A 24,005-nucleotide genomic window follows, 5' to 3' on the forward strand; every position below is an offset into this window, starting at 1 on the left:
CAAGATGCACTCCGCGTTGAGATACGTAGCGTGGGGACGGTCCGCCTGGCGTGGGGAAGTCGACAGATTGTCGATGCGCCGGATGGGACTTGGGGGAGAAAACCATGTCACGTACGCGCCTCGGGCGTACGGCGACGCTGCTTGTGGCGCCGTCCGTCCTCGCACTCGCTCTGGCCGCACCGGCCACGGCGAAAGCGCCACCGACACCGTCCGGACTACCGGCCACGTTGGAAGCACCCGCGTCCTACGTCGGGCCCAACAGCTGCGCCAAGCCGCACAAGGGCACCGCGAAGCTCGGAGCCCTGCTCGTCTCGACCTGGCCGGTGACCAGCTGGTCCGCTCAGCGCGACTGCTCGACGGCGACTAGCGAGCACCACGACGGACGCGCGATCGACTGGATGACGAACGCGCGCAAGAAGAACGGCAAGAAGCGCGGCGACGACCTGAACAGGTGGCTGCTCGCGACCGACAAGCGCGGCAACGCGTTCGCCAACGCACGTCGGCTCGGCGTCATGTACATCATCTGGAACAACCGCATCTGGTCCAGCTATCGCGCGAGCAGCGGGTGGCGCGTCTACAACGGCTGCACGGCCAAGAGCCGCTCGGGCACGCAGTACGACACCACGTGCCACCGCAACCACGTCCACCTGTCGCTCTCGTGGGCCGGGGCGCGGGGCTACACCTCGTACTGGGACCGTACGGTCGCCGGAGCCAACTACGGCCCCTGCCGACCCGCCGATCTCAACTGGGCGTACCGCTACACCAAGCGCCGCGCGACGCCGTGCCCGTACTACCCGCGCGTCACCGCGCCGGCGGGGTCGTCGAGCGTGCACCGCACACTCGTCGCCTACTCCGGCCTGCGCATCACCAAGAACGTTCGGGGGCCAGCGGTACGGGCGGTCCAGCAGGCGCTCAGGATCTCGGTCACCGGTGTCTGGGATGCAAAGTCTCGCGCGACGATGCGTGCCTACAAGGGGGCGCGGCGCATGAGCAACAACGCGGTCGTCGGCACTCGTGTGTGGCGCAGCCTCCTCGCCCAGACGGCACCGAGGGCGCGCGTCAGCGCTTCTTCTTTATGACCTTGACCGTCCGCAGGGGCGAGGCCACGGGCTTCCAGCCGTGGCTGCCGCTCTTGGCGCGCACGACGATGCGATAGCGCTTCTTGCCCTTGCTGGTCATCTTGACCTTGGTCGAGACGGTGCCGTTCGCCTTGGTCCTCAGGGTGCGCACCTTGCGCCACTTGCCCTTGCGCCATTCCTGGAGCACGACCTTGGCACGCTTGGCGGGCAGTCCGAGCGAGGTGACGCGCGCGGAGAACTTCACCTTCTGGCCGACGCGCACCTTGGCCTTGGAGCGGGCGAACGAGACCTTGGCCGCGAGCCGTGCGAACTCGTTGACCGACGTCGTGATGGTCTGCGAACGTCCGTTGACCCAGACTCGCAGCGCCTTGTGGCCCTTGACCGTCGTCCGCGCGTAGCCCGGCGACCCGCTGCTCGTCAGCACCGTGACCATGCGGGCGGTCTTGCCCGTGCGCACCGAGACCGGGACCCGTACGACCGTGCCCCGGGTCGACTTGCCGTAGGACTGGCCGAGGACCCCGGTCGTGGTCGAGCCGGCCGAGACGCGCGGGGCGCCGCCCGTCAGAAGCCTTGCGCTGCGCGTGACGCCGGTGAGGTCCGGGCTGGTGAGGGCGACGGTGTGGCCGCTCGCGCGGGGGGTGACGCCGGAGGGCAGGACCCACTGCTGCTGGACGGTGCCCGAGGACCTGGTCGAGCGGACGAGGTCCTCGACGACGACGGCGTCGATCGCGCGCAGGTAGTAGACGCACCGGGCCAGCTCGAAGCCGCTCGAGGCGAGGTAGCCCGGGTCGTACACGCACGTACGGTCGACACCGCCGGCGGACGATGCTGCCTTGACGCTGCCGTACACCGCGCGGTTGGGCGTGCCCGGCGCGACGAGCGCGCTGTGGGCGTTGCGACGCATGACCGCGGCCCGCAGGCTCGACCCGTTGTAGGCGTACGGGCCCGGGTCGGCGACCCAGTCGACACCGTCGGCGTACCACGTCATCGCCGTCGTGTCGGCGTGGCGGTGCGAGGGGAGGGCGTACCGGTCAGCGGTCCGTACGGAGTAGAACGTCGAGGTCGTGTCGGTGCCTGCGACCCAGCCCGAGCGGCCGAACGCGTAGCCGCCGGCGTACCGCTTGTAGACGGCGGCCGGCTTGCGACCGGACGAGCCGGACGTACGGACCCACTCCGCCTCTGACGTGTCGGCGAAGACACCCGACGGGATGCGCTGGAGGTGGGTGTCGCCGATGGTCTCGAGATAGCGGTCCGGCCGGCTCGCGTGGGCATAGAACGAGCCGCGCGCGTTGAGCATCGACGCGATCTTGGCCGCCGACGACGTCGCTCCGTAGCGCGAGAGAACGTTGTAGGCGCGGTGCATGATCGTGCCGAGATAGAGACCGTATCCTGGCGCGCCCTCGAGATCGGACCCGTCGTCGTGGGCGAGTCGGCGTGCGACGAGGACCGTCTGGTTGCGGAGGGTCGTGCGCTGCGCCTCGGTGCCGGCCTGGCGTGCCCCCGCGAACGCGGTGAGCTTGAGGTTCATCGTCGTGTTGTTGCCCGAGGTGCCGTAGGAGAGCGCCTTCTTGAGCTCGACCCGCAGCTGGCCTGCCGCCCACGAGCGGTGGGTCGGCGACGAGGCGAGGCGGTTCATGCAGACGAACGTGCCGATGCGGAAGCCGAGGTATTGGGGGTGGTTCTGCCAGTAGGTGCGCTTCTTGACCGGGTTGTCGCGGACCCAGTCGACCATGAGGTCGACGAAGCGGCGCTGCATCGCCTGTCCCTCGGCGTCGGCGAGCGCGAGGCCGGTCTTGAGCAGCGGCAGCGCCCAGTGGAGCGAGTGGATGTAGCGGTCGCCTGCGGTGTCGAGGCCGGACTGCGGCTTCCAGGACGGGTTGGCGGCCAGTGCCATGGTGCCGTACTGGCCCATGTCGACCGTGCCGTTCATGATCGCCCGTGCGCGGCCGACGTCCGCGCGGGTCAGCGACCCGAGGGTGTGCATGTTCTCGCAGATCGCGTCGTACCCCGCCGCGGCGGACGCGGGTGCCGGGGCGACGGCCGTCTGCACGGCGACGATGCCGGAGAGGCTGAGTGCGGCGGCGACGGCAGCCCCGACGCCGCGGCGGAGCGCCGGCACACGACGGGTTCGGAGGAGACGTCTGGGGGAAGGCATAGGCCACCTATGCTCGCATGTGCCCAGGTCAGGGCGAAACCCTCAGCGTCAGGTCCCGCCCCCCATCAGACCGTAGAGGTCGCCGACCGGGCCGAGATGGCGCAGCTTCTCCGGGTTGAGCACATTGTGCAGCCGTGCGATCTGGCCGTCGACGACGTCGATGGTCATGAGGGAGAGCAGTGCGCCGTCGGCAGCACGCGCCCGCAGGGCCGGCTCGCCGTTCGCGACGACCTGGTCGATCAGCACGCCGAATCGTGCGCCCTGGCGCACCAGACCGGCGAGGAACCGCGCGACCTGGACCGTGCCCACCATCGGCCGCTGGATCGCCGGAGCGCGTCCGCCGCCGTCGCCGACGAACATCACGTCCTCGGCGAGCAGTCGCTCCAGGCCGGCGACGTCACCCCTGGAGACGGCCGCGACGAACTGGGCCGCCAGACGGTCGCGTTGCTCCGGCGACGCGTCGAACCGCGGTCGGCCGTCGTCGATCCGCTTCCTTGCCCGGGCGAGGATCTGCCGGCAATTCGCCTCCGACTTATCGACCACCACCGCGATGTCGGCGTAGTCGTAGGCGAGGGCCTCGCGCAGGACGAAGACCGCACGCTCCACCGGCGTCAAGGACTCGAGCAGCATGAGGAACGCGGTGGAGACGGTCGCGTCGAGCTCGACCTGATGCGCGGGATCGGCGTCGGAGGAGGCGACGAGCGGCTCGGGCAGCCACGGACCGACGTACTGCTCGCGTCGGACGCGGGCAGAGCGCAGCGTGTCGATCGCGAGCCGCGTGGTGACCGTGGTCGCGTAGGCCTCGGGGTTGTCGACCGACAGCCCCTCGGGGCCGGCGCGGTGCATCCGAAGGAACGCCTCCTGCACGACATCCTCGGCCTCGGCCACGCTGCCGAGCATCCGGTAGGCGATCGAGAACATGAGGGGGCGGAGATCGTCGTGCACGTCCGCCAGACTCGCCACGGCCCGATCCAACCAGATGAAGAGGGTCAGGCGGGACTGTCACACGGACGGCGGCTGTCTCGTCGGACGGGGTGACGAGAGGAGAAGGACATGCGTGTCTTCATCGCAGGAGCCAGCGGAGCGCTCGGCAATCGGCTGATCCCGCTGCTGGTGCAGGACGGCCACGAGGTGACCGGAACGACCAGGAATCAGGAGGGCCTCGCGAGGGTCCAGGAGGTCGGTGCCGTCGGTGCCGTCATGGACCCGCTCGATGCCGACAGCGTGCGGTCCGCCGTGGTCGGCGCCCGTCCCGACGTCGTGGTGCACGAGCTCACCGCGCTCGGGGCCATGAGCGGCAACCCGAAGCACTTCGACCGGGACTTCGCCGTCACCAACCGGCTGCGGACGGAGGCGACCGATCACCTCCTGGCGGCGGCTCAGCAGTGCGGTGCCCGGCGGTTCGTCGCCCAGAGCTACACAGGCTGGCCGAATGAGCGTCGCGGGTCGTGGGTCAAGTCAGAGGAGGATCCGCTCGCCGCCGACCCGGGCAAGGAGGCGCGCGAGTCGTTGGCGGCGATCCGTCACCTCGAGCACGCCGTGACCACGACGCCGGGCATCGACGGTCTCGTCCTGCGGTACGGCAACTTCTACGGACCCGGCAACGCCCTCTCGCGCGGCGGCATGATGGCCGAGATGATTCGGCGCGGGCGGATGCCGGTCGTCGGTGGTGGTGCCGGGGTGTGGTCGTTCCTTCACATCGACGATGCGGCATCGGCGACGGCGGCGGCAGTCGACGGGGGTGCGCCTGGTGTCTACAACGTCGTCGACGACGATCCCGCGCCGATCGCGCAGTGGCTGCCGTACCTGGCCGAGCAGCTCGGCGGGCGCAAGCCGATGCGGCTCCCCGCATGGCTGGGACGTCCACTGATCGGCGAGCTCGGCATCGCGATGATGACCACGATCCGCGGGTCGTCGAACGCGAAGGCCGAGCGCGAGCTGGGCTGGAAGCCCCGGTACGCGAGCTGGCGGGAAGGTTTCCGTACCGGGCTCGGGTGAGTCGGGGGCGTGTCGCGTCGGTCGGGACCCCGTACATTGCCCGCATGGACCCCCGTGACGACGACCTCACGTCGCTCGCGAACTCGCTCGCGGAGCTCGTCGGTGCCCCGATCACCATCGAGGATCCCGACTCGAGCGTGCTCGCGTACTCGCAGAGCGCCGACGCCGAGCGCTCGCAGGCGGTCGACGATGCGCGGATCACGACGATCCTCGGTCGGCAGGTCCCGCCGCACTACCGCGCCCTGCTCGACGACGCGGGCGTGTTCACGGAGATCGCGCGCAGCCGGGAGGTCGTGACGGTCGACCTCTCGGGATCGGGGATGACGCGGCGCGCGATCGTGGCGGTACGGGACGACTCCGGCACGCTGCTGGGGTCGGTGTGGGCCGCTGTGCCCGACGGCATCACGTCGGAGCAGCGGCAGGCGATGCTCGACCTCGCCCCTGTCGTGGCCGGCCGTCTCGTCCGGCTGCGCGAGCGGGCCGACTCGACGCGCCAACGGACCGTCGAGGTCGTCGAGACGCTGCTGAGCGGGGGCGACGACGCCGTCCGTGCGGCCCAGACGCAGGGCTTGCGTACGCCGTGCACGGTCCTTGTCCTCGCTGCGGACCGCGCGCGCCTGGCCGTGCCCGCCGCCCGTGCCAGCGCCTTCGTGCTGCACCTCGCGGCGGTGGCGCCCAGCGCAGCCGCCGCGCAGGTCGACGACGTCGTGTACGCCGTCGTCGCGGGGCCGGAGGCGACTGCGGCCCGGGTCGCGCGTGACTTCCTCGCCCGGTCGCGCGGTCCGCTCGTCGCCGGGGTCGGCCGCACCGTCGACTCCGCGGCGGCGATCGACCTCTCGGCGCGCGACGCCGACGCGGTGGTCCGGGTGCTGCGCCGGCGAGGCCGTTCGGGCGTGGTGGAGACCGTACGGGGTGCGCTCGCCGACGTGGTCGCGCTGCGCAGCGCGGATGCGTGGGCGGGGTACGAGGAGTTCAGCCCGCTGACCGCGCTGGTGCGGTTCGACGACGAGCACCACGCCGAGCTGCTGTCGACGGCGCGGGCCTACCTGGCGCACGGCGGCGACGTCGCTGCCGCAGCCGCCTCGCTGCACGTCCACCCCAACACGTTGCGCAACCGGCTGCGACGTGCCTCGCAGGCCGTCGGCGTCGACCTCGACGACCCCGACACGCGCCTGCTGCTCGCGCTGCACCTCAAGGTCACGGACGTCGCGGACGCCGACTGACCGCACCCGCTGTGCGATCGCACAGCGGGCCGCCCGAGATCGTGGCCGAACCCACAGTCCGCGCCGCCGCCCCACGTCCGAGCATGTTCGCCATGAGCACGAATGCCGGCGCGCTCCGCGCCTCGAAGAGCCCTGAGCACGTCGTCGTCGCGGGTGCCGGGATGGTCGGACTCGCGACGGCCTGGTTCCTGCAGGAGCGCGGGGTCCGCGTGACGATCGTCGATCGTACGGGCGTCGCGGCCGGGGCGTCGTGGGGCAATGCCGGATGGATCTCCCCCGCGCTCACTCTGCCGCTGCCCGAGCCCGCCGTGCTGTCGTACGGGGTCCGGGCGATGCTCAGCCCGTCGTCGCCGGTGTACGTGCCGCTGAGCACCGACCGGCGGATGCTGCAGTTCCTCGTCGGCTTCGCCCGGCACTGCACCCCGGCCCGATGGCGCTCGGCGATGGCGGTCTTCGCCGAGCTGAACCGCGACGCGCTCGGGGCGTACGACGTCCTCAGCGAGGGTGGCACAGCCGGCCACGAGGTCCGCGAGCCGATCCGCGACGCCGACCCGTTCCTCGCGGGCTTCGCCTCGGTCGACGACCGCAAGACCTTGGTCGACGAGCTCACGCACGTCGTGGCCTCGGGCGGCTCGGTCGACTACGAGCTCCTCAGCGGCGAGGAGATCCGGTCCTTGGAGCCGACTCTCGGCAACGGGGTCCAGGCCGGCGTACGGATGCTGGGCCAGCGTTTCGTCAACCCGCCGGCGTACGTGGCGTCGCTCGCGGACTCGGTGGTGCAGCGCGGGGCCGACCTGGTCGCGGGCTTCGACGTCGCCGACGTGGTCGACCTCGGGACGCAGGGCGTCGACGTCGTGGCGAGGACCGGGGAGAGGGTGCGTGCGGACGCGGTCGTCCTGGCCACCGGGACCTGGCTCGGCGACCTCGCCCGCGCGTACGGCGTCAAGCGCGTCGTGCAGGCGGGCCGTGGCTACAGCTTCACCGTGGTCCCTGACGAGATGCCCAAGAACCCGATCTACTTCCCGGTCCAGCGCGTGGCCTGCACGCCGCTCGGCGATCGGCTGCGCGTCGCCGGGATGATGGAGTTCCGCCGCCCGGACGCGCCTCTCGACCCGCGCCGGATCAACGCGATCGTCGAGGCTGCCCGGCCGATGTTCACCGGGGTCGACTGGACCGCACGTCGCGAGGAGTGGGTCGGCTCCCGCCCCTGCACCGCCGACGGGCTGCCGCTCGTCGGGGCCACGCGGTCACCGCGGGTGCACGTCGCGGGCGGGCACGGAATGTGGGGCATCGCCCTCGGGCCGCTGACCGGCCGGATGGTCGCCGACGGCCTCACCGGCCACACCGTTCCGTCGTACGCACGCCGTCTCGACCCGCTGCGCTGACGGCCGGCATCCTCCCCGTACCGACGAGTGGCGGCGGGCTAGCATCGCGACCATGCTGATCGCCGAAGACCTCGTCCTGCTGGTCACCGACGACGAGACCGGCAAGAAGGCGTCGACCGGTACGGGGCTGGACGCCGCGCTCGGTGGCGCGATCCTCATGGAGCTCGCGCTGCGGGGACGCGTCGAGGTCGAGGGCGAGGGGCGCAAGGCGAAGGTCGTCGTCCGTGACGGCGGGCCGACCGGTGAGCCGCTCCTCGATGACGCGGTCGCGCGGCTGTCTTCGGGCGAGCCGCTCGCCCCCAGAAGTGCGGTGGCACTGCTGGGCAAGAAGGCCCAGGAACGCCTTCACGACAGCCTGGTCGGGCGTGGCATCCTCCGTCGCGAGGAGGGGCGGGTCCTCGGGATCTTCCCGGTGACGCGGTGGCCGGCGGCGGACTCGGCTCATGAGTCCGCGCTGCGTACGCAGCTGCACGACGTGCTCGTCGTCGGAGTCGACCCGACTCCCGAGGTCGCCGCGACGATCTCGCTCCTCCACGCCGCGGACCTTCTCGGCACCGTCGTCGACAGGGCGGATCGCAAGGTCGCCAAGCAGCGCGCGAAGGAGATCGAGTCGGTCGCCTGGGCCAGCGCCGGCGTGCGCCAGGTCGTGGAGGCGGCCAACGCCGCCGTGCTCGTGGCCGTCATGGCGGCGACGACCGCGACGGCAGCGAGCTCGGGCAGCGGTTGAGGCACGTCAGGACCCGCCGTTGACAATTCGGTCGATTCGCCGTGAGGGCTCCGGCGTCTGATCCGAGTCGGTATGCTCGGCGCGGAGCATCTGGTCGTGGTCACCGTCGACCGCGTACGCGCCCTCGCTCGGGCGTGGTCGGCTGAACGGAGGATTCGACCCATGGCGTTTCTGCTGCGCATCGAGCTTCCCGACGTTCCGGGGTCGCTCGGCGCTGTCGCGACGGCCCTCGGTGAAGCCGGCGCGGACATCCACGCGATCGAGATCGTCGAGCACCGCAATGACGGCAAGGCCGTCGACGATGTGCTGCTCGAGCTCCCCGTGACGACCATGCCGGACCAGCTCATCACCGCCTGCCACCGGCTCGACAGCGTCCGGGTGCAGTGGATCTCGCGCTACAACGCGGGTGCCAACCTCTCGATGGACCTCGAGGCCGTCGAGGCGTTCACCGCCGAGCCCGCACGCGCCGTGGAGAGCCTCGTCGATCGCATCCCGGAGACGTTCCGGGCCGACTGGGCGATGCTCGTCGCGCGCGGCGGCAGTGGCAACGGGCTGCTCCACGCCACGTCGACGGCGCCCGAGACCGTGCCCGAGGTCGACAAGTGGTTCGCGCTCGACCACGCGCAGCGTCTCAGCCCAGTCGCCGAGTGGGGCTCGATGGTGCTCGCCGGCGCACCTGTGCCCAAGCGCGACGCGGTGGTCGTCTTCGGGCGGCACGGCGGACCGCCCGTGCTCGATTCCGAGCTCGCCCGTCTGGGCCACATCGTCGCGCTGGCGGCGTCGGTCGGCACCACCACCTGACCTCGTACGCACCAGAGCCCGGTGTCCGGCCCCCGGATGCGGGGCCGGACACCGGGCCCGGGTGCCGTCCTATGCCTTGTCGGTGACCGGCACGTGGCCGGAGTGGTTGCGGCCCAGTGCGGCCACCTCCGCCTCCATCGCGGGGACCGTCTTCTTGACCATCCGCCTGGCGATCGGCTCGGCGAGGGCGGACGACACGAGCGGCTTGGTGAGGTTGGCGACGACGACGCCGCGCGGGACGTACACGCGACGCTTCTTCTTGGCGATGCCGTGGCAGATCGCGGTGACGCAGTCCTCGAGCGTCGTCGTGCCGTTGGCGGGCCACGGCAGCTTGCTGCGGATCGCCTTGAAGCTCGGCAGATCGGCCTCGGCACCCCGCACGATGTCGGTGTCGATCCACGACGGGTGACAGACCCCGACCTTCACGCCGTGGACCCACATCTCCTGTCGCGTCGCGAGCGCGAGCGCCTCGACCCCGGCCTTGCTGGCGTTGTACGGGGCGAGGCCGGCGAGCGGGGTGAACGCGGCGAGCGACGAGACGACGAGGAGGTAGCCCTTGGTGTCGATGACGTGCGGGATCGTCGCGCGAAGTGTGCGGAAGACCCCGTTGAGGTTCACGTCGACAACCCGCTCGAATGCCTCGGGGTCGATCTGGCGGACCGTGCCGTACGAGGCGATGCCGGCGTTGGCGAGGACGTCGTCGATACGGCCGAAGTGAGTGGCGGCGGCGTTGACGGCGGTCGTGACGGCATTGGTGTCGCGGACGTCAGCCTCCCACCAGGCCGCCGCGTCGCCGAGCTCGGCGGCGAGCGACTTGAGCTCGTCGGGCTCGAGCCCGATCAGCGCGACACGGCCCCCGCGACGGACGTACTCGCGGGCGACACCTGCGCCGATGCCGCGCGCGGCACCGGTGACGACAGCAACCCTGCCGGTGAACGTGGAGGTCATGGGAGCAAGATACCGACGGTATCCGAGATGCGCCACCCTCGATGTCGCATCCTGGATGCACCGAACGGTCGGGTCCCGTGCGTACGGATCCCGGCCGGTCGACGTGAGCTACTCGCTACAGCGCCTTGAGGATGTCCTCGACCCGCTCCTTGGCGTCACCGAAGAGCATCTGGGTGTTCTCCCGGAAGAACAGCGGGTTCTGGACCCCGGCGTAGCCGGCGGCCATCGACCGCTTGAACACGATGACGTTCTCGGCCTCCCAGACGCGTAGCACCGGCATGCCGGCGAGCGGGCTGGTCGGATCCTCCGCCGCGGCCGGGTTGACGGTGTCGTTGGCGCCGATGACCAGGACGACCGACGTGTGGGCGAGGTCGTCGTTGATCTCGTCCATCTCCAGCACGATGTCGTACGGGACCTTGGCCTCGGCCAGGAGCACGTTCATGTGCCCGGGCAGACGGCCCGCGACGGGGTGGACGCCGAAGCGGACCTCGATGCCACGGTCGCGCAGCTTGCGGACGAGGTCGGCCACCGGGTACTGGGCTTGCGCGACGGCCATGCCGTACCCGGGCGTGATGACGACCGACCGTGCGTTGGTCAGCAGATCGGCGGCGTCGGCGGCGTTGGTCTCGCGGTGCTCGCCGTAGTCGGTCGCATCGTTCGTGGAGGCCTCGATGCCGAAGCCGCCTGCGATGACGGAGAGGAACGAGCGGTTCATCGCCTGGCACATGATGTACGAGAGGTAGGCACCGGAGGAGCCGACGAGCGCTCCGGTGACGATCAGCAGGTCGTTGCTGAGCAGGAAGCCCGACGCGGCAGCAGCCCAGCCGGAGTAGCTGTTGAGCATCGACACGACCACGGGCATGTCGCCACCGCCGATCGAGGCGACCAGGTGCCAGCCGAGCGCGAGCGCCACGATCGTGACGAGGATCAAGAGGACGAGGTGCGGTGAGGCGACGAACCAGGCCGTCAGGATCACGAACAGCACCAGCGCGCCGATATTGATCGCGTTCTTGCCCGGCAGCATCAGCGGGGCCGAGCGCATCCTGGCCGACAGCTTGAGGTTGGCGACGATCGAGCCCGTGAACGTCACGGCGCCGATGAAGATGCCGATGAAGATCTCGGCGTGATGGATGTCGGCCAGCGAGCTGGATAGGTGGTTGGGGGCGAGGTAGCCGTTCCAGCCGACCAGCACCGCGGCCAGGCCCACGAAGGAGTGCAGCAGGGCGATCAGCTCGGGCATCTGGGTCATGGCGACAATGCGCGCGCACCACAGGCCGATGGCGGCACCGATGACGACGGCGACCAGCAGCAGCGCGATCGCGAGACCGTCGGCGACGTCAGCGACCAGTACGAACGTCGCGAGCAGCGCGATCGCCATGCCGGTGATGCCGTACCAGACGCCGTTGCGCGAGGTCTCGTGCTTGGACAGGCCGGCGAGGGACAGGATGAACAGCAGCGACGCGACGATGTACGCCGCGGTGGCAGCACTCTGTGCAGTCATGGCGGCGTCAGTCCTTCGAGAACATGCTGAGCATGCGACGGGTCACGGCGAAGCCGCCGAAGACGTTGATGGAGGCCAGCAGGATCGCGACGAACGACAGCACGCGGATCAGCCCGGCGTTGTCGGTCCCGTCGCTGACCGAGATCTGCAGCATCGCGCCGACCACGATGATGCCGCTGATCGCGTTGGTCACGGACATCAGCGGGGTGTGCAGCGCGTGGTGCACCTTGCCGATGACGTAGTAGCCGATGACGACCGCGAGCGTGAGCACGGTGAAGTGCTCGGGGAGCGGCGCCGGCGCGAAGGCGTTCACCAGGAACAGTGCCAGGATGCCGGTGCCGATCAGCCCCCACTTCACGGCGGGGTTCGGTGGTCGCTTCTCCGTAGGTGCGGCAGGCGTGGCCGACGGGGCTGCCGCTACGGGTGTCGCCGAGACGGCGACCGGCGGTGGCGGCCAGGTCTTCTTGCCGTCGCGGACGACCGTGACGTTGCGCTGGACGACGTCCTCGAAGTCGAGGACGAGCTGTCCGTCCTTGCCTGGCGTGAGCAGCTTGAGCAGGTTGACCAGGTTCGTGCCGTACAGCTGCGACGCCTGGGTGGGAAGGCGGCCGGCAAGGTCGGTGTAGCCGAGGATCGTCACGCCGTTGTCGGTCACGACCTTCTGGCCCGCGACCGACCCTGCGACGTTGCCGCCCTGGGCAGCGGCCATGTCGACGATGACGCTGCCGGGCTTCATGCTCGCCACGTCGTCCTCGGTGATCAGGCGCGGGGCGGACCGCCCCGGGATCAGCGCCGTCGTGATGACGATGTCGACGTCGGCGGCCTGCTCGGAGTAGATCTCCGCGGCGCGCCGGTCGTACGCCTCGCTGGTGGCCTTGGCATAGCCGTCGGTCGAGACCTCCTGCTCCGCGTCGACCTCGAGGTATTCGCCGCCGATCGACCTGACCTGGTCGGCGACCTCGGGGCGCGGATCGGTGGCCCGGACGATCGCGCCGAGGCTGCTCGCGGCGCCGATCGCCGCCAGCCCGGCGACCCCGGCGCCCGCGACGAGCACCTTGGCCGGAGGCACCTTGCCCGCAGCGGTGACCTGTCCGGTGAAGAACCGGCCGAACTCGTGCGCCGCCTCGACCACGGCGCGGTAGCCCGCGATGTTGGCCATCGATGACAGGACGTCCATCGACTGCGCACGGGAGATGCGCGGCACCGCATCCATCGCGAGCACCGTGAGGCTGCGCTGGGTCAGCTCTTCGACGAGCGTCTCGTTCAGCGCCGGCGAGATCAGGCTGATGAGCGTGGCGTCGTCGGAGAGGAGGCCGATCTCGTCCGACGACGGCGCGTTGATCTTGAGCACGAGGTTGGCCTCCCAGGCCTCGTCGCGCGGCACGATCGAGGCACCGGCCTTGCCGTACGCCTCGTCGGAAAAGCTGGACGCTATGCCTGCACCGGACTCGACCACGACGTCGTACCCCAGCTTGATCAGCTGGATGACGGTCGCCGGGGTGCCGGCGACGCGTGTCTCACCCGGCGAGGTCTCCTTGACCACGCCGATCTTCATTCGGCAGACGTTAGCCTCAGGGACTGTCGGCCGACCAGTGGGTGAGATTTGAGTCTCACATGGTGGAGCGTGTCGACCGTGACGAGGTATGTGACCTGCGCAGACGCCGCACCGGTTCACTTTGCGTGGGGGCCAACGCAGCGTCCGTTCCCCACCTGAATGCTTCGGTGGGGCCAGGGATCTTCGTGGGGGCCAACGCAGAATGCCATCGCGGAAGTGAGGGGGCGGGGCGTTCACCCGAAGAGGCGGCGCGACTGCGTCAGCTGGGCGAGCACTCGTGCGGCGACCCCCCGGTCGAGCGTGTAGACGTCGCCCCAGATCAGGCGCGACATGCCGTACCGCTGTCCGCACATCCGCTCTTCGCGGCGCTTCTCGGAGACGACGACCTCGGACGCGTCGTCTCCTTCCTTGTACGGCCGGTAGTACTTGCGGAGGCCGTCGAACTCGCCGAGGTGGCGCCACTCGGGCCACGCATAGTCCGACCGGCCGAGGAAGTTGCCGTTCTCGTCGTACACGTCGTACTGCAGCACGGGCTTCGGCAGGTCGAACACGTGGAACATCCACCGACCGAGCGACTCGCCGGCCGACTCTGCCTTGCCGTCGGCGAACGCGAGCGCGGCCGACGCGCGGGGGCTCCCCTGCCAGCCGCGGTGACGTTCTTCGGCACGCTCGAGCTGATCGCGATCGACGAGGCCGTGGTGCAGGGCGGCGTCCATTGCCACGACGCCGCTACGGACCTGCGCGAGCGAGGCCGACTCCCACAGCGCGCGCGGGAGAGTGGTGACCTGACGCCCGTCGACCTCGTCGATCTCGCTGTCGGTCAAGGACCCCGCGTGGAATCGGACACCGGCGACCGTACGTCCGTTGCGCTGGTCGAGCCGCGTCACGTGCACGAGCGACAGGTCGACGGCGACCAGCGGCATGCGTCGTACGGCGAGCGCCGAGTGGTGGCTCAGCACGGCACCGGGACCGAGCTTGTCCGCGACCGCCTGGCAGCGGACCGCGTACTGCTCCGTCGCGTGAAGCTCGCCGTACGTCGCGGGCAGCGCCCAGGCGCCGTACCGGACCTTCGCGATCGCCCTGCGCCCGCGTGCCGACGCGAGCGCGCCCGGGCCGTACCCGTTGTCACGCGCGTCAGCGGTCGTGAAGTAGCCGCCGCGGCGTCCGGCGATGGCCGCGATCACCGGATCGTGCTCGATCTCCATCGCGCCAGGGTGGCGGGGACGGCGCCCGGCCCGCATCCGCATCGCGCTCTGCCTGTGGACAACGCGCCCATTCCCCCATGGCCCCACCGCAGAATGCGCGCCCCACCGGAACATTCAGGTGGGCCACACACTTTCCGTTGGCCCCAACGGAAAATGCGAGCGGCGGAGGCGTCAGACGACGCCGTACAGGCGGTCGCCGGCGTCACCGAGGCCCGGCACGATGTAGCCGAGCTCGTTGAGGCGCTCGTCGACCGCTGCGACCACCAGCGAGACCGGCACCTCGATGTCGGCGAGGTCGGCCTCGATGCGCGCGATGCCCTCGGGGGCCGCGAGGAGGCAGACCGCCGTGATGGCCGAGCAGCCACGCCGTACGAGGAACTTGATCGCCGCCGCCAGCGTCCCGCCGGTCGCCAGCATCGGGTCGAGCACGTACGCCTGACGGCCGGTCAGATCGTCCGGGAGGCGCTCGGCGTACGTCGCGGGCTCGAGCGTCTCCTCGTTGCGGATCATGCCGAGGAAGCCGACCTCCGCTGTCGGCAGGAGGTGCTGCATGCCCTCGAGCATGCCGAGGCCGGCCCGCAGGATCGGGACGATTAGCGGCTTCGGCGGCGCGAGCCGCACGCCCTTGGCCGGCGCGACCGGGGTCTGGACCGTGACGTCCTCAACGCGCACGTCGCGCGTCGCCTCGTACGTCAGCAGCGTCACGAGCTCGTCGGTGAGCCGCCGAAAGGTCGGGGAGTCGGTCTCGGCGTCCCGCAGGGTCGTGAGCTTGTGCGCGACCAGCGGGTGGTCGACGACGTGGATGTCCATGACCGAAACCCTACCGACCGTCGAACTGCCGGTGACTCCCCAACACCGGAGCAGGTTCCTCTGCCATCCTCGGGAGTACGTGTCTGTGCAGGTCGTCGGAGGTGAGGTCGTGGCGGAGGACCAGGTGGACGTCGCGGTGGTCGCCTATCGCGAGGAGGGCGTGTGGCAGGCGACGCGGCTGACCGCCGAGGCGTCGGAGGAGGTCGACGACCTCGTACGCGCGCTGCGGCCGTTCCCGTCGGAGTGCGGGGTGATCGGCATGGTCGCCGTCGACGAGGACTTCTTCGTGCTCGCGCGGGTGACCGGCCCGCGCACCCAGCTCATGCTGTCCGACGTCACGGCCGTCGACGAGTGGCCGCTGGCCAGCTCCGTCGCCGATGCCCTCGACCTGCCCGACCCGGACGACGACGACGAGCCGCAGCCGGCCGGCGACATGGAGATCCTGAGCGACCTGGGGGTCACGGCGATCGACCTCGCGGTCATGCTCGACGACCCTGACGCCTACCCCGACGAGGTGCTGGGCGACATCGCCGAGCGGCTGGGGTTCGGCGACGTCTACGAAGCGCTCGTCGACTGACGTGCAGTCCCCGCTCGCGTACGACGATGCGCTCATGGAGCGTGCCCTCGCGCTCGCCTCCCGGGCGACGCAGACCGGCGACGTCCCCGTCGGCGCGCTCGTCGTCGACGCCGAGGGCGCCGTCCTCGGCGAGGGCTGGAACGCCCGCGAGCGCGACGGCGACCCCACCGCCCACGCGGAGGTCGTCGCGCTGCGCGCTGCGGCAGCCACGCGCGGGGAGTGGCGGCTCGACGGCTGCACCCTCGTGGTGACGCTGGAGCCGTGCACGATGTGCGCCGGCGCGCTCGTCCTCGCGCGGGTCTCGCGTCTCGTCTTCGGGGCGTACGACGAGAAGGCGGGCGCGGTCGGGTCGCTCTGGGACGTCGTACGGGACCGGCGGCTGAATCACCGCCCGGAGGTGCGCGGAGGGGTGCGTGCCGAGGAGGCGTCGGCCCAACTGCTGGCGTTCTTCGCTGAGCACCGCTGAAGCGCGGACCCTCTTGGGAGGGCGCCGAGCAGGTCCGGTAATCTCTTCTGCGGTGGCGTGTCCGAGCGGCCGAAGGTGCAACACTCGAAATGTTGTGTAGGGAAACCTACCGTGGGTTCAAATCCCACCGCCACCGCCGTACGAGCCCCGCCCGGGAAGCCGGGCGGGGTTCGCTGCTTTCTCGCCCTTCAGCCCAGTGCGGCGACGAGCTCCGGCCTGACGGCGCCGGCGTCGTCCACGACAGTCACGGCGAGCGCGAGTGCGTCGGTGTCCGGCGGGTACGCACGGTTCGGCACGGCCACGACCGCCATCCCTGCGGCGTACGCGGAGCGCAGCCCGCTGGAGGAGTCCTCGACGGCGACGCACGCGGCGGGCGCGACGCCCAGCCGCCGCGCGGCCTCGAGATAGACGTCCGGTGCCGGCTTGCCGCGCGGCACCTCCTCGCTGGAGACCACGGCGTCGAAGCGCGTCGCGATCTCGGCGAGCTCTAGCACAATCACGATCAGCTCGCGGTTGGCGGACGAGGCGACCGCGAGCCGGTACGAGGCGGCGAGCGCTGTCACCGCGTCGACGGCGCCCGGCAGGAGCGGCAGCGCGTCGCGATAGCCGGCGGCCATCACGTCGACGACGGCTCGGCCGATCGTGTCCGGCGGGTCGGGAACGCCGAGCTCGTCGTGGAGGTAGCGCTCCCACTCTGGCGCGCTCATGCCTTGCATCGCGCGGGTGGCGTGGTCCGGGAACGGCCGTCCCGCGGCGGCGACCACGTCGCGGCGCGCGGCGTCCCAGCGCTCCTCGGAGTCGACGAGCACTCCGTCCATGTCAAACACCACGGCCTCGATCATGCTCCGGAGACTACGGGCGTACAGGCTGGTGAGCCCGTGTCACCCCTCCGCGCGCCCCTCGCGCCAGTAGCCCATGAACGCCACCGAGCGACGGTCCACGCCGCGCTCGGACACGAGGAAGCGCCTCAGCGTCTTGATGACCGACGCCTCGCCCGCGAGCCAGGCGTAGAGGTCTCCGGTCGGCGGGAGCGGCACGCCCGCGTCGTCGAGCGGGACCTCCCACAGCAAGCCCTCGTCGATGTCGACGTCCTCGAGGGCCGTGGCGCCGTCCGCGGTTCGTGCGCCGCCGAGGAGCTGGTCGGCGACCGTACGGACGGCGGGGACGAGGCTCTCGCCGTGTGGTGCGCCCTCGCGGGCGATCCACGTCAGCGACATTCCTGCGGGCCGTGAGAGGTCGGTGAAGTCCTCTGCGTGCGGCACCTCGACGAGGACATGACCGACCGTGGTCTCGGGGAGGTCCTCCAGGATGCGGCCGATCGCGGGGAGCGCGGTCTCGTCGCCGACGAGAAGCAGAGGTCGGCCGCTGCCGGGCACGGCGAACTCGATCGCGCCGTGGGGACCCGGGTGGAGCGCGTTGGGGCCCATGAGCACAGCGGGAGTGCCAGGTCGGCAGGTCGCGGCGAAGCGCCCTGCTGGGCCGGTGGTGCCGTGAAGCACGACGTCGACGTCGACCTCGCGCTGCGCCGGGCGGACATAGCGGATCGTGTACGTGCGCAGCGGGTTGCGGTGCTCGTCAGGCAGGCGGCGCCAGATGTCATACCAGTCCGAGCCGTACGGCACGTAGGCGTAGCCGCCGGTCTCGTCAGGGAGCATGAGCTTGATGCGCTGATCGAACCCGTTGTCGGCCATCTGGTCGAGGTCGTCGCCGCGGAAGGTGACGCGGACGAACGAGCGCGAGAGCGTGACCGTGCGCGCGACCTCGACGTCGAAGAACCGCCATGCAGCAACGGCGGTCTCGGTGGTGGTGGTCAAGGAGCCTCCTCGGCAACAGGTCCAGAGGTAAGGCTAACCAAAGAAATGCTCCCGGTCCAGGCTCGACGAGCGGACCTCCCGATCTGCCACTAGCGTTCGGGCACGGAACCTGCGACGAAGGAGCCACCCAATGCCGACTCCACGCCTGCTCATCACCGTCCCCGCCCTCGCGATCGTCCTGAGCGCGGGCCTCCTCGCCTCAGCCGGCGGTCCCGCCGCCGGTGACGAAGCAACCACCTCGAGTGAGACGGCGGCCGTGACCTCCGTCCAGCGCGCGGTGGCCCAACGGCTGACCGCCGTTCTCACCCCTCAGGGCGAGAAGCCCGCCGACGGCGTGCCCGTCGGCCTCGACGTGGGGATCATCGGAGTCCTCGGGAGCGCCGCCGACGGCTACGACGTCGTCGTCACCCGCGAGACCGACCCGGCGGCGCTGGTCGCGCGGCTCACGGCCGGTCTTCCCGCAGGGGCTCGCAACAGCCTCAGGATCACCACCTCCGAGCGGAGCGCGGACGAGCTGCGGACCGCCTGGCGCCAGGTCAGCGCGCAGGCGTGGGCAGGCGACGCGTCCCAGCGCAGCAGCTACAGCATGGATCTCGACCCCGAGCTCGGTGCCGTGGTCGTCGATGTGGAGGGTACGGCCCCCGCAGCGGGACGTCTCGACGTCCAGCGCGCTCCGGTCGAAGGGGTGGAGCCGGGCGCGGTCGTCGTCCGCTACACGGGGGAGAGCGCGCTGGCGTCGCGTACGGCCGACACGTCACCGCACTGGGGTGGCGCGAAGATCACGGCCGGGAGCACCAGCTGCACGTCCGGCTTCACGGTCAAGAGCAAGACCTCGAGCACGCGCTACTCGGTGACCGCCGGGCACTGCGGCCCGAACGGCACCTCGTGGTACTCGGGGGCGTACTACTTCGGGCAGACCGCCGGGCGCTCCGGCTACCCCAACTACGACCAGGCCCGACTGGCCGGGTCCTCCTACACCAACTCGATCTACACCGACGGCCTGGACAACTTCAACGTCCGTACGGTCACCGGTGCGAACGACGGTGACGTCGGCGACTCGGTGTGCGTCTCCGGCGTGGTGACGAAGTCGGTCTGCGGGATCGAGATCAAGAGCCTCTCCGCGACGTACTGCGACGATCCGGACGTGTCGTCGACCTGCACCACGTACCTCATGCGGGGGCGGCGCGACGACGACCGGGTGATCGTCCGCAAGGGCGACAGCGGCGGCCCTGTCTACCAGCGCAACACCTCGCTCGCGCGGGCCTCGATCCGGGGCATGGTCATCGCGTACGACATGAGCGGCGTGCGGTTGTACGCCGAGCGCTACGCCTCGATCTCCAACCACCTAGGTGTCGTGGCGATCACGAGCTGAGCCCGCTCCGTGTCCTGGCGGCCACCTCGGCCGTCAGGACACGGACGTGCGTCAGGACACCGGCTCGGTCAGGTCCGGGACGCAAATCGTCACGCGGTTCTTGGCCTTGATCGACTCGATCTGCTTCTTCTTCATGCCGGCGAACTTCTTGCCGATGAGGACCTCGACGCTCGCGTCGTCGCCGGGTGCGCCCTTCGTGTACTGAACCTTGCCCTTGAACTGCGCGCCGACCAGGCGGGCGTCGACGCGGTTGGGCTCGCGGGCCACCACACGGACGTTGGCGATGCGGGCGTCTTCCGGCGCGTTGCTGATCGTTCCCGGGAGGAAGCCTGCGGTCTGCAGGTTGATCATCGTGCGGTTGGCCATGCCGGAGCGGCCGCCGGCGTTGAGGACGTTGACCCGCACCTGGTTGGTGGAGAGCTGCTCGCCGGGCTCGAGCGTGCGGTTGCGGCAGGTGTTGGCCGCGACCTCGGGCAGGCTCGGTGGCTTGGCGAACAGCAGGCGGACACCCATGTAGGTGCCGCCGACGAGGACGGCGGTGAGCACCGACATCGTCAGGAACGTGCGCAACCCCCGGCTCATGGTCACCTGTCCATCGTGTAGATGCGAGCGTGCATCACCTGGCGCTGCTGGAGGGCTGCACGCAGTGCGCGGTGCAGACCGTCCTCGAGGTAGAGCCCGCCCTGCCAACCGACGACGTGCGGAAACAGGTCGCCGAAGAACGTCGAGTCCTCGTCGAGGAGGCTGGCCAGATCGAGCTGTCGCTTGATCGTGATGAGCGTGTCCAGTCGGACCTGCTGCGGAGGCAGCTTCGCCCACTGGCTCTGGGTCAGGCCGTGCTCTGGGTACGGCTTGCCCTCGCCCACTCCTCGGAAGATCACCACTGCAGTGTAGTCAGGCGGGCCACGGCGCCTTCGCGTGCGCGGGCGCGCGTGGCGCGGTGTGGAGGGCGGTCGCTCGTCACGTGCGCTCGAGGATGGTGCCGCTGGCCATCGCCACACCCGCACACATGGTGACCGGGCGCTGCCGATCAGCGGTGTCTTGCTGGGCACGAGCAGTGAGGGCGCCAGAAGGCCAGATCCGGAGAGACAACAGGCCGGGCCCCGTCTGGAGCCCGGCCTCTTGTCGATCTCGTGAGATCACCTGGCGGAGGATAGGGGATTCGAACCCCTGAGGGCGTTAACCCAACACGCTTTCCAAGCGTGCGCACTAGGCCACTATGCGAATCCTCCGCGAGCAGGTTACCTGTTCGCGCGACGCGGCCGTGAATCGGGCCCGGTGTAGCCCGACGACGACGCCGTTGGTCGGTGTCGGTAGGATGACGGAAGTCCCTCGCGCGGCGATATCTCGCCCAACTCCCCCAGGGCCGGAAGGCAGCAAGGGTAAGTGAGCTCTATCGGGTGCGCGAGGGACCTTTTCATGTCCTGACCCCCCTGCGAGACCCGTGCCGGGACCATGCTGGTCGGATGTTCCTCGACGAACCTCCCCACGCCGATGCCGTCACCGCGATGTATGCCGCGGACCGCGACGACGGCGGCTACGTAGACAACCTCACGCGGCTGTGGGCCTGGCGGCCCGACGTCAACGACGCGTTCGCCGCCGCACGTGCCGCGGTCGCCACGGACAGCACGCTCACCGACGAGGACCGGGCCGTCCTCGTGGTGGCAGCGGCCTCGGCCCGCGGCGACTCGTACTGCTCGTTCGCGTGGGGTCGTCGGCTCGCCGGGCTCACCGACCCGGCGACCGCGGCCGCGGTGATCGAGGCGCGGCTGGACGCCCTCGACCCGCGCACTGCGGCGCTCGCCGCATGGGCCGCTGGCGTCGTCCGCGACCCCAACGCGACCACGCCCGACGACGTCGCGCGGCTGCGCGCCGTCGGCCTGGACGACCGCGCGGTCCTCGAGGCCACGGTGTTCGTCGCGTTCCGGCTCGCCTACGCGACGGTGAACGACGCGTTGGGCGCACAACCCGACCGGCAGCTGGTGGAGAGGGCGCCGCAGGAGGTCGTCGAGGCGGTCACGTACGGGCGGGCTCCCGCGCGCGAGCACTCGACGTGAGCGCGATACGGGCTGGGGGTGTCAAGGCCGTGTGGGCAGCCTGTGGGAAAAATGTGGATGAACAGCACTTGTCTGTGGATGGTCACGCAGTGCCTGTGCATGACCCTCTGAATAGTGAAAAAAGTCGCCGTTGACCCTTGCACGGTGCGCGAACTGCACGGTAGGACAGTGCAAGTGCGCCTCGGGCGCCGTGCGAGGAAGCAAACCCCCGGAAGGCCCCGCGACGCCGACGTGTCGTGGGGCCTTGCGTATAGCCAGCGGTCCCCGTCGACCGTCAGGAGCGATCGTTAGGGTTGAGGCGTGGACGAACCCATGGCGTTGTACAGGCGGTATCGCCCGGAGACCTTTGCCGAGGTGATCGGCCAGACGCATGTGACCGAGCCGCTGCGGCACGCGTTGGCCAACAACCGCGTCAACCACGCCTACCTGTTCTCAGGTCCGCGCGGCTGCGGCAAGACGACGAGCGCCCGCATCCTCGCGCGCGCCCTCAACTGCGAGCGTGCTCCTGTCGCCGACCCGTGCGGTGAGTGCCAGAGCTGCCGCGACCTCGCGCGCGGTGGCCCCGGCAGCATCGATGTCATCGAGATCGACGCCGCGAGCCACGGTGGTGTCGACGACGCGCGTGACCTGCGCGAGCGGGCATTCTTCGCCCCGGTCAACAGCCGCTACAAGGTCTACATCATCGACGAGGCCCACATGGTCTCGAGCCAGGGCTTCAACGCGTTGCTCAAGCTCGTCGAGGAGCCACCCCCGCACCTCAAGTTCATCTTCGCGACGACCGAGCCCGAGAAGGTCATCGGCACGATCCGCTCGCGGACCCACCACTACCCGTTCCGGCTCGTCCCGCCGAAGGTCCTCACCTCGTACCTCGAGGAGCTCGGCCGTACGGAGGGGGTGCCGTTGGAGCCGACCGCGCTCCCGCTCGTCGTCCGTGCCGGCGGCGGCTCGGTTCGCGACACGCTGAGCGTGCTCGACCAGCTGATCAGCGGTGCCGACGACTTGGGGGTCACGTACGACCTCGCCGCGGCGCTGCTCGGCTATACGCCTGACTCGCTGCTCGACGAGGTCGTCGACGCCTTTGCCGCGGGAGACGGTGGAGCGGTCTTCGCCGCAGTCGACAAGGTCGTCGAGACGGGGCAGGACCCGCGCCGCTTCGCCGAGGACCTCCTCCAGCGCCTGCGCGACCTCGTGATCGTCGCGAACGTGCCCGACGCGATCTCGATCGGCCTCATCGACATCCCCGGCGACCGTGCAGAGCGCATCGAGAACCAGGCCGCGCGCTTCGGCCGTGCCGACCTGACCCGTGCTGCCGACGTCGTCAGTGCGGGGCTGACCGAGCTGCGCGGGGCCACGGCGCCGCGGCTGCTGCTCGAGCTCGTCTGTGCGCGCATCCTCCTGCCCGGTGCTGACGCCACGCCCGACGGTATCCAGGCGCGGCTCGACAGGATCGAGCGACGACTGGCGATGGTGGGCGACGCCCCGCAGGCTGCTGCGCCAGCTCCGGCTCCCGCTACTGCTCCCACGCCGGCGCCGGCCCCCGCGCCTGTGGCGGCCCCTGCGTCGACGGCGCCGGCGCCGACGCCCACACCCGCAGCGGCACCTGCAGCGGCTCCCGTCGAGGCACGGGCCGAGCAGCCGCCCGCGACGCCGGGCACGGTCGGAGTCGCCGACGTCCGCCGACTGTGGCCCGACATCCTCGACAAGGTGCGCGCGCTGCGGCGGTTCACCTGGGTCATGCTCAGCCAGAACGCCCAGGTGCACTCGCTCGAGGGCAACACCGTCACCGTCGGTCTCGTCAACGCCGGTGCGCGCGACTCGTTCGCCCGCAGCGGCTCGGACGGCATCCTCGGCACCGCACTCTCCGAGGTCCTCGGCGGGACGTGGCGTGTCGAGGCGGTCGTCGACCCGTCCGCCGCAGGGGGCGCTCTGCCTCCGACACCTGCGCCGCACCAGCGTCCGCCGGAGTCCCCGGCGCCGGCGGCTGCGGCTCCGCCCGAGTCGTCGCAAGGGGCTGCGCCCGAGGCGCCCACCGCTTCCGTGGTGCCTCCTGCCCCGACGCGACCGGAGCGCGCGAGCGCCGACGCGATCGCCGCCGCCCGCGCGACCCTGCGCGAGGACTCCGGTCGCCCGGAGGCGTACGACCCCGACCATCACGCGCGTGCCGACGATCCCGCGATGGACAACGACGGCCTGAGCCACGAGGAGCTCCTCAGCCGCACGCTCGGCGCGCAGGTCATCAGCGAGATCCCGCACGACTGAGGTCGGCGACGCGGGCGTCGTCGGAGGTTTGTCGTCTCGTCGCCTCGATGTCGGATTGTCGCCAACTCCTCTA

22 protein-coding genes, 2 tRNA genes and 1 other RNA gene are annotated in these 24,005 nt (G+C 70.6%); 13 read left to right on the top strand and 12 right to left on the bottom strand.

The genetic code is table 11. The features are described from left to right. The first annotated feature begins 104 nt into the window (after nucleotides 1-104). Nucleotides 105-1,079, top strand: a complete 975-nt coding sequence (locus tag H4N58_RS01200) for a hypothetical protein (RefSeq protein WP_167001106.1) — start codon at nucleotides 105-107, stop codon at nucleotides 1,077-1,079. Here H4N58_RS01200 and H4N58_RS01205 read toward each other — a convergent pair. Together H4N58_RS01205 and H4N58_RS01210 are read right to left on the bottom strand one after the other, a co-directional pair. Then, nucleotides 1,060-3,234 carry a heparinase II/III family protein gene (locus H4N58_RS01205; RefSeq protein ID WP_167001108.1) on the bottom strand — a complete coding sequence of 725 codons (2,175 nt, stop codon included), beginning with the start codon at nucleotides 3,232-3,234 and terminating at the stop codon, nucleotides 1,060-1,062. The two genes, H4N58_RS01200 and H4N58_RS01205, sit on opposite strands and share 20 nt — an antisense overlap. Nucleotides 3,235-3,282: 48 nt before the next feature. After that, nucleotides 3,283-4,197 carry an RNA polymerase sigma-70 factor gene (locus tag H4N58_RS01210; RefSeq protein WP_243842851.1) on the bottom strand — a complete coding sequence of 305 codons (915 nt, stop codon included), beginning with the start codon at nucleotides 4,195-4,197 and terminating at the stop codon, nucleotides 3,283-3,285. Nucleotides 4,198-4,287: 90 nt separating this feature from the next. Between H4N58_RS01210 and H4N58_RS01215 the strand changes: the two genes are divergently transcribed. From H4N58_RS01215 to H4N58_RS01235, 5 genes are all read left to right on the top strand, one after another. Further along, nucleotides 4,288-5,232: an NAD(P)-dependent oxidoreductase gene (locus tag H4N58_RS01215; RefSeq protein WP_167001110.1), complete on the top strand. Its 945-nt coding sequence runs from the start codon at nucleotides 4,288-4,290 to the stop codon at nucleotides 5,230-5,232. Nucleotides 5,233-5,276: 44 nt separating this feature from the next. Then, nucleotides 5,277-6,455 (top strand): CdaR family transcriptional regulator, encoded by a 1,179-nt coding sequence (locus tag H4N58_RS01220; protein ID WP_167001112.1) that lies wholly within the window; start codon nucleotides 5,277-5,279, stop codon nucleotides 6,453-6,455. A 92-nt stretch (nucleotides 6,456-6,547) separates the two neighbouring features. After that, a complete protein-coding gene (locus tag H4N58_RS01225; RefSeq protein ID WP_167001114.1) occupies nucleotides 6,548-7,840 on the top strand; it encodes an FAD-binding oxidoreductase in 1,293 nt (430 codons plus the stop codon). A 52-nt stretch (nucleotides 7,841-7,892) separates the two neighbouring features. Next, entirely contained in the window at nucleotides 7,893-8,567 is a 675-nt protein-coding gene (locus H4N58_RS01230) for a GPP34 family phosphoprotein (protein ID WP_167001116.1), read from the top strand. 162 nt (nucleotides 8,568-8,729) lie between these two features. Continuing rightward, complete coding sequence (locus H4N58_RS01235) at nucleotides 8,730-9,368, top strand: ACT domain-containing protein (RefSeq protein ID WP_167001118.1); 639 nt, start codon at nucleotides 8,730-8,732, stop codon at nucleotides 9,366-9,368. 69 nt (nucleotides 9,369-9,437) lie between these two features. Here the strand turns inward: H4N58_RS01235 and H4N58_RS01240 are convergent, their stop codons facing one another. The 5 genes from H4N58_RS01240 to upp all read right to left on the bottom strand — a co-directional run bounded on the left by H4N58_RS01240 (nucleotide 9,438) and on the right by upp (nucleotide 15,387). Then, nucleotides 9,438-10,316, bottom strand: coding sequence for an SDR family oxidoreductase (locus H4N58_RS01240; protein ID WP_167249394.1), 879 nt, complete (start codon nucleotides 10,314-10,316; stop codon nucleotides 9,438-9,440). A 115-nt stretch (nucleotides 10,317-10,431) separates the two neighbouring features. After that, entirely contained in the window at nucleotides 10,432-11,817 is a 1,386-nt protein-coding gene (gene pntB, locus H4N58_RS01245; RefSeq protein WP_167249392.1) for a Re/Si-specific NAD(P)(+) transhydrogenase subunit beta, read from the bottom strand. 7 nt (nucleotides 11,818-11,824) lie between these two features. Next, on the bottom strand, nucleotides 11,825-13,372 hold the full coding sequence (locus H4N58_RS01250; RefSeq protein WP_167001124.1) for a Re/Si-specific NAD(P)(+) transhydrogenase subunit alpha: 1,548 nt from the start codon (nucleotides 13,370-13,372) through the stop codon (nucleotides 11,825-11,827). Nucleotides 13,373-13,605: 233 nt separating this feature from the next. Further along, complete coding sequence (locus tag H4N58_RS01255; protein ID WP_167001126.1) at nucleotides 13,606-14,577, bottom strand: type IV toxin-antitoxin system AbiEi family antitoxin domain-containing protein; 972 nt, start codon at nucleotides 14,575-14,577, stop codon at nucleotides 13,606-13,608. A gap of 171 nt (nucleotides 14,578-14,748) precedes the next feature. Continuing rightward, nucleotides 14,749-15,387, bottom strand: coding sequence for a uracil phosphoribosyltransferase (upp, locus tag H4N58_RS01260; protein WP_167001128.1), 639 nt, complete (start codon nucleotides 15,385-15,387; stop codon nucleotides 14,749-14,751). A gap of 79 nt (nucleotides 15,388-15,466) precedes the next feature. Here upp and H4N58_RS01265 point away from each other — a divergent pair, with 79 nt between their 5' ends. The 3 genes from H4N58_RS01265 (at nucleotide 15,467) to H4N58_RS01275 (ending at nucleotide 16,566) form a co-directional block, all read left to right on the top strand. Further along, nucleotides 15,467-15,964, top strand: coding sequence for a tRNA adenosine deaminase-associated protein (locus H4N58_RS01265; RefSeq protein ID WP_243842852.1), 498 nt, complete (start codon nucleotides 15,467-15,469; stop codon nucleotides 15,962-15,964). Between the two features lie 34 nt (nucleotides 15,965-15,998). Next, nucleotides 15,999-16,430 (top strand): tRNA adenosine(34) deaminase TadA, encoded by a 432-nt coding sequence (gene tadA, locus H4N58_RS01270; RefSeq protein ID WP_167249390.1) that lies wholly within the window; start codon nucleotides 15,999-16,001, stop codon nucleotides 16,428-16,430. Nucleotides 16,431-16,481: 51 nt separating this feature from the next. Continuing rightward, nucleotides 16,482-16,566, top strand: a tRNA-Ser gene (locus H4N58_RS01275). A 52-nt stretch (nucleotides 16,567-16,618) separates the two neighbouring features. On the opposite strand, the gene H4N58_RS01280 is transcribed toward H4N58_RS01275, so the two are convergent. Further along, entirely contained in the window at nucleotides 16,619-17,272 is a 654-nt protein-coding gene (locus tag H4N58_RS01280) for an HAD family phosphatase (RefSeq protein WP_167249388.1), read from the bottom strand. A 39-nt stretch (nucleotides 17,273-17,311) separates the two neighbouring features. After that, nucleotides 17,312-18,244, bottom strand: coding sequence for a siderophore-interacting protein (locus H4N58_RS01285; protein ID WP_167249386.1), 933 nt, complete (start codon nucleotides 18,242-18,244; stop codon nucleotides 17,312-17,314). Between the two features lie 130 nt (nucleotides 18,245-18,374). Between H4N58_RS01285 and H4N58_RS01290 the strand changes: the two genes are divergently transcribed. Continuing rightward, entirely contained in the window at nucleotides 18,375-19,616 is a 1,242-nt protein-coding gene (locus H4N58_RS01290; RefSeq protein WP_167001136.1) for a hypothetical protein, read from the top strand. A gap of 51 nt (nucleotides 19,617-19,667) precedes the next feature. Here the strand turns inward: H4N58_RS01290 and H4N58_RS01295 are convergent, their stop codons facing one another. The 3 genes from H4N58_RS01295 to H4N58_RS01305 form a co-directional block, all read right to left on the bottom strand. Further along, nucleotides 19,668-20,198, bottom strand: coding sequence for a LytR C-terminal domain-containing protein (locus H4N58_RS01295; protein ID WP_243842911.1), 531 nt, complete (start codon nucleotides 20,196-20,198; stop codon nucleotides 19,668-19,670). Between the two features lie 2 nt (nucleotides 20,199-20,200). After that, nucleotides 20,201-20,497 carry a type II toxin-antitoxin system VapB family antitoxin gene (locus H4N58_RS01300; RefSeq protein ID WP_167001140.1) on the bottom strand — a complete coding sequence of 99 codons (297 nt, stop codon included), beginning with the start codon at nucleotides 20,495-20,497 and terminating at the stop codon, nucleotides 20,201-20,203. Nucleotides 20,498-20,760: 263 nt separating this feature from the next. Then, nucleotides 20,761-20,848, bottom strand: a tRNA-Ser gene (locus H4N58_RS01305). Between the two features lie 91 nt (nucleotides 20,849-20,939). On the opposite strand from H4N58_RS01305, the gene ffs reads away from it, so the two are divergent. The 3 genes from ffs (at nucleotide 20,940) to H4N58_RS01320 (ending at nucleotide 23,932) form a co-directional block, all read left to right on the top strand. Then, an RNA gene (gene ffs / locus H4N58_RS01310) (signal recognition particle sRNA small type) lies at nucleotides 20,940-21,036 on the top strand. A gap of 46 nt (nucleotides 21,037-21,082) precedes the next feature. Then, nucleotides 21,083-21,673: a hypothetical protein gene (locus tag H4N58_RS01315; RefSeq protein ID WP_208322226.1), complete on the top strand. Its 591-nt coding sequence runs from the start codon at nucleotides 21,083-21,085 to the stop codon at nucleotides 21,671-21,673. A gap of 300 nt (nucleotides 21,674-21,973) precedes the next feature. Further along, nucleotides 21,974-23,932, top strand: coding sequence for a DNA polymerase III subunit gamma and tau (locus tag H4N58_RS01320; RefSeq protein ID WP_243842853.1), 1,959 nt, complete (start codon nucleotides 21,974-21,976; stop codon nucleotides 23,930-23,932). The last annotated feature ends 73 nt before the right edge of the window (nucleotides 23,933-24,005 follow it).

Source organism: Mumia sp. ZJ1417 (assembly GCF_014127285.1).
In the GTDB taxonomy this organism is placed as follows: domain Bacteria; phylum Actinomycetota; class Actinomycetes; order Propionibacteriales; family Nocardioidaceae; genus Mumia.

Excerpts from the sequence above, each read along its gene's own strand:
- H4N58_RS01200 (WP_167001106.1), top strand. The coding sequence starts at position 105 with ATGTCACGTACGCGCCTCGGGCGTACGGCGACGCTGCTTGTGGCGCCG.
- H4N58_RS01205 (WP_167001108.1), bottom strand. The coding sequence starts at position 3,234 with ATGCCTTCCCCCAGACGTCTCCTCCGAACCCGTCGTGTGCCGGCGCTC.
- H4N58_RS01215 (WP_167001110.1), top strand. The coding sequence starts at position 4,288 with ATGCGTGTCTTCATCGCAGGAGCCAGCGGAGCGCTCGGCAATCGGCTG.
- H4N58_RS01220 (WP_167001112.1), top strand. The coding sequence starts at position 5,277 with ATGGACCCCCGTGACGACGACCTCACGTCGCTCGCGAACTCGCTCGCG.
- H4N58_RS01225 (WP_167001114.1), top strand. The coding sequence starts at position 6,548 with ATGAGCACGAATGCCGGCGCGCTCCGCGCCTCGAAGAGCCCTGAGCAC.
- H4N58_RS01230 (WP_167001116.1), top strand. The coding sequence starts at position 7,893 with ATGCTGATCGCCGAAGACCTCGTCCTGCTGGTCACCGACGACGAGACC.
- H4N58_RS01235 (WP_167001118.1), top strand. The coding sequence starts at position 8,730 with ATGGCGTTTCTGCTGCGCATCGAGCTTCCCGACGTTCCGGGGTCGCTC.
- H4N58_RS01240 (WP_167249394.1), bottom strand. The coding sequence starts at position 10,316 with ATGACCTCCACGTTCACCGGCAGGGTTGCTGTCGTCACCGGTGCCGCG.
- pntB (WP_167249392.1), bottom strand. The coding sequence starts at position 11,817 with ATGACTGCACAGAGTGCTGCCACCGCGGCGTACATCGTCGCGTCGCTG.
- H4N58_RS01250 (WP_167001124.1), bottom strand. The coding sequence starts at position 13,372 with ATGAAGATCGGCGTGGTCAAGGAGACCTCGCCGGGTGAGACACGCGTC.
- H4N58_RS01255 (WP_167001126.1), bottom strand. The coding sequence starts at position 14,577 with ATGGAGATCGAGCACGATCCGGTGATCGCGGCCATCGCCGGACGCCGC.
- upp (WP_167001128.1), bottom strand. The coding sequence starts at position 15,387 with ATGGACATCCACGTCGTCGACCACCCGCTGGTCGCGCACAAGCTCACG.
- tadA (WP_167249390.1), top strand. The coding sequence starts at position 15,999 with ATGGAGCGTGCCCTCGCGCTCGCCTCCCGGGCGACGCAGACCGGCGAC.
- H4N58_RS01280 (WP_167249388.1), bottom strand. The coding sequence starts at position 17,272 with ATGATCGAGGCCGTGGTGTTTGACATGGACGGAGTGCTCGTCGACTCC.
- H4N58_RS01290 (WP_167001136.1), top strand. The coding sequence starts at position 18,375 with ATGCCGACTCCACGCCTGCTCATCACCGTCCCCGCCCTCGCGATCGTC.
- H4N58_RS01295 (WP_243842911.1), bottom strand. The coding sequence starts at position 20,198 with ATGAGCCGGGGGTTGCGCACGTTCCTGACGATGTCGGTGCTCACCGCC.
- H4N58_RS01315 (WP_208322226.1), top strand. The coding sequence starts at position 21,083 with ATGTTCCTCGACGAACCTCCCCACGCCGATGCCGTCACCGCGATGTAT.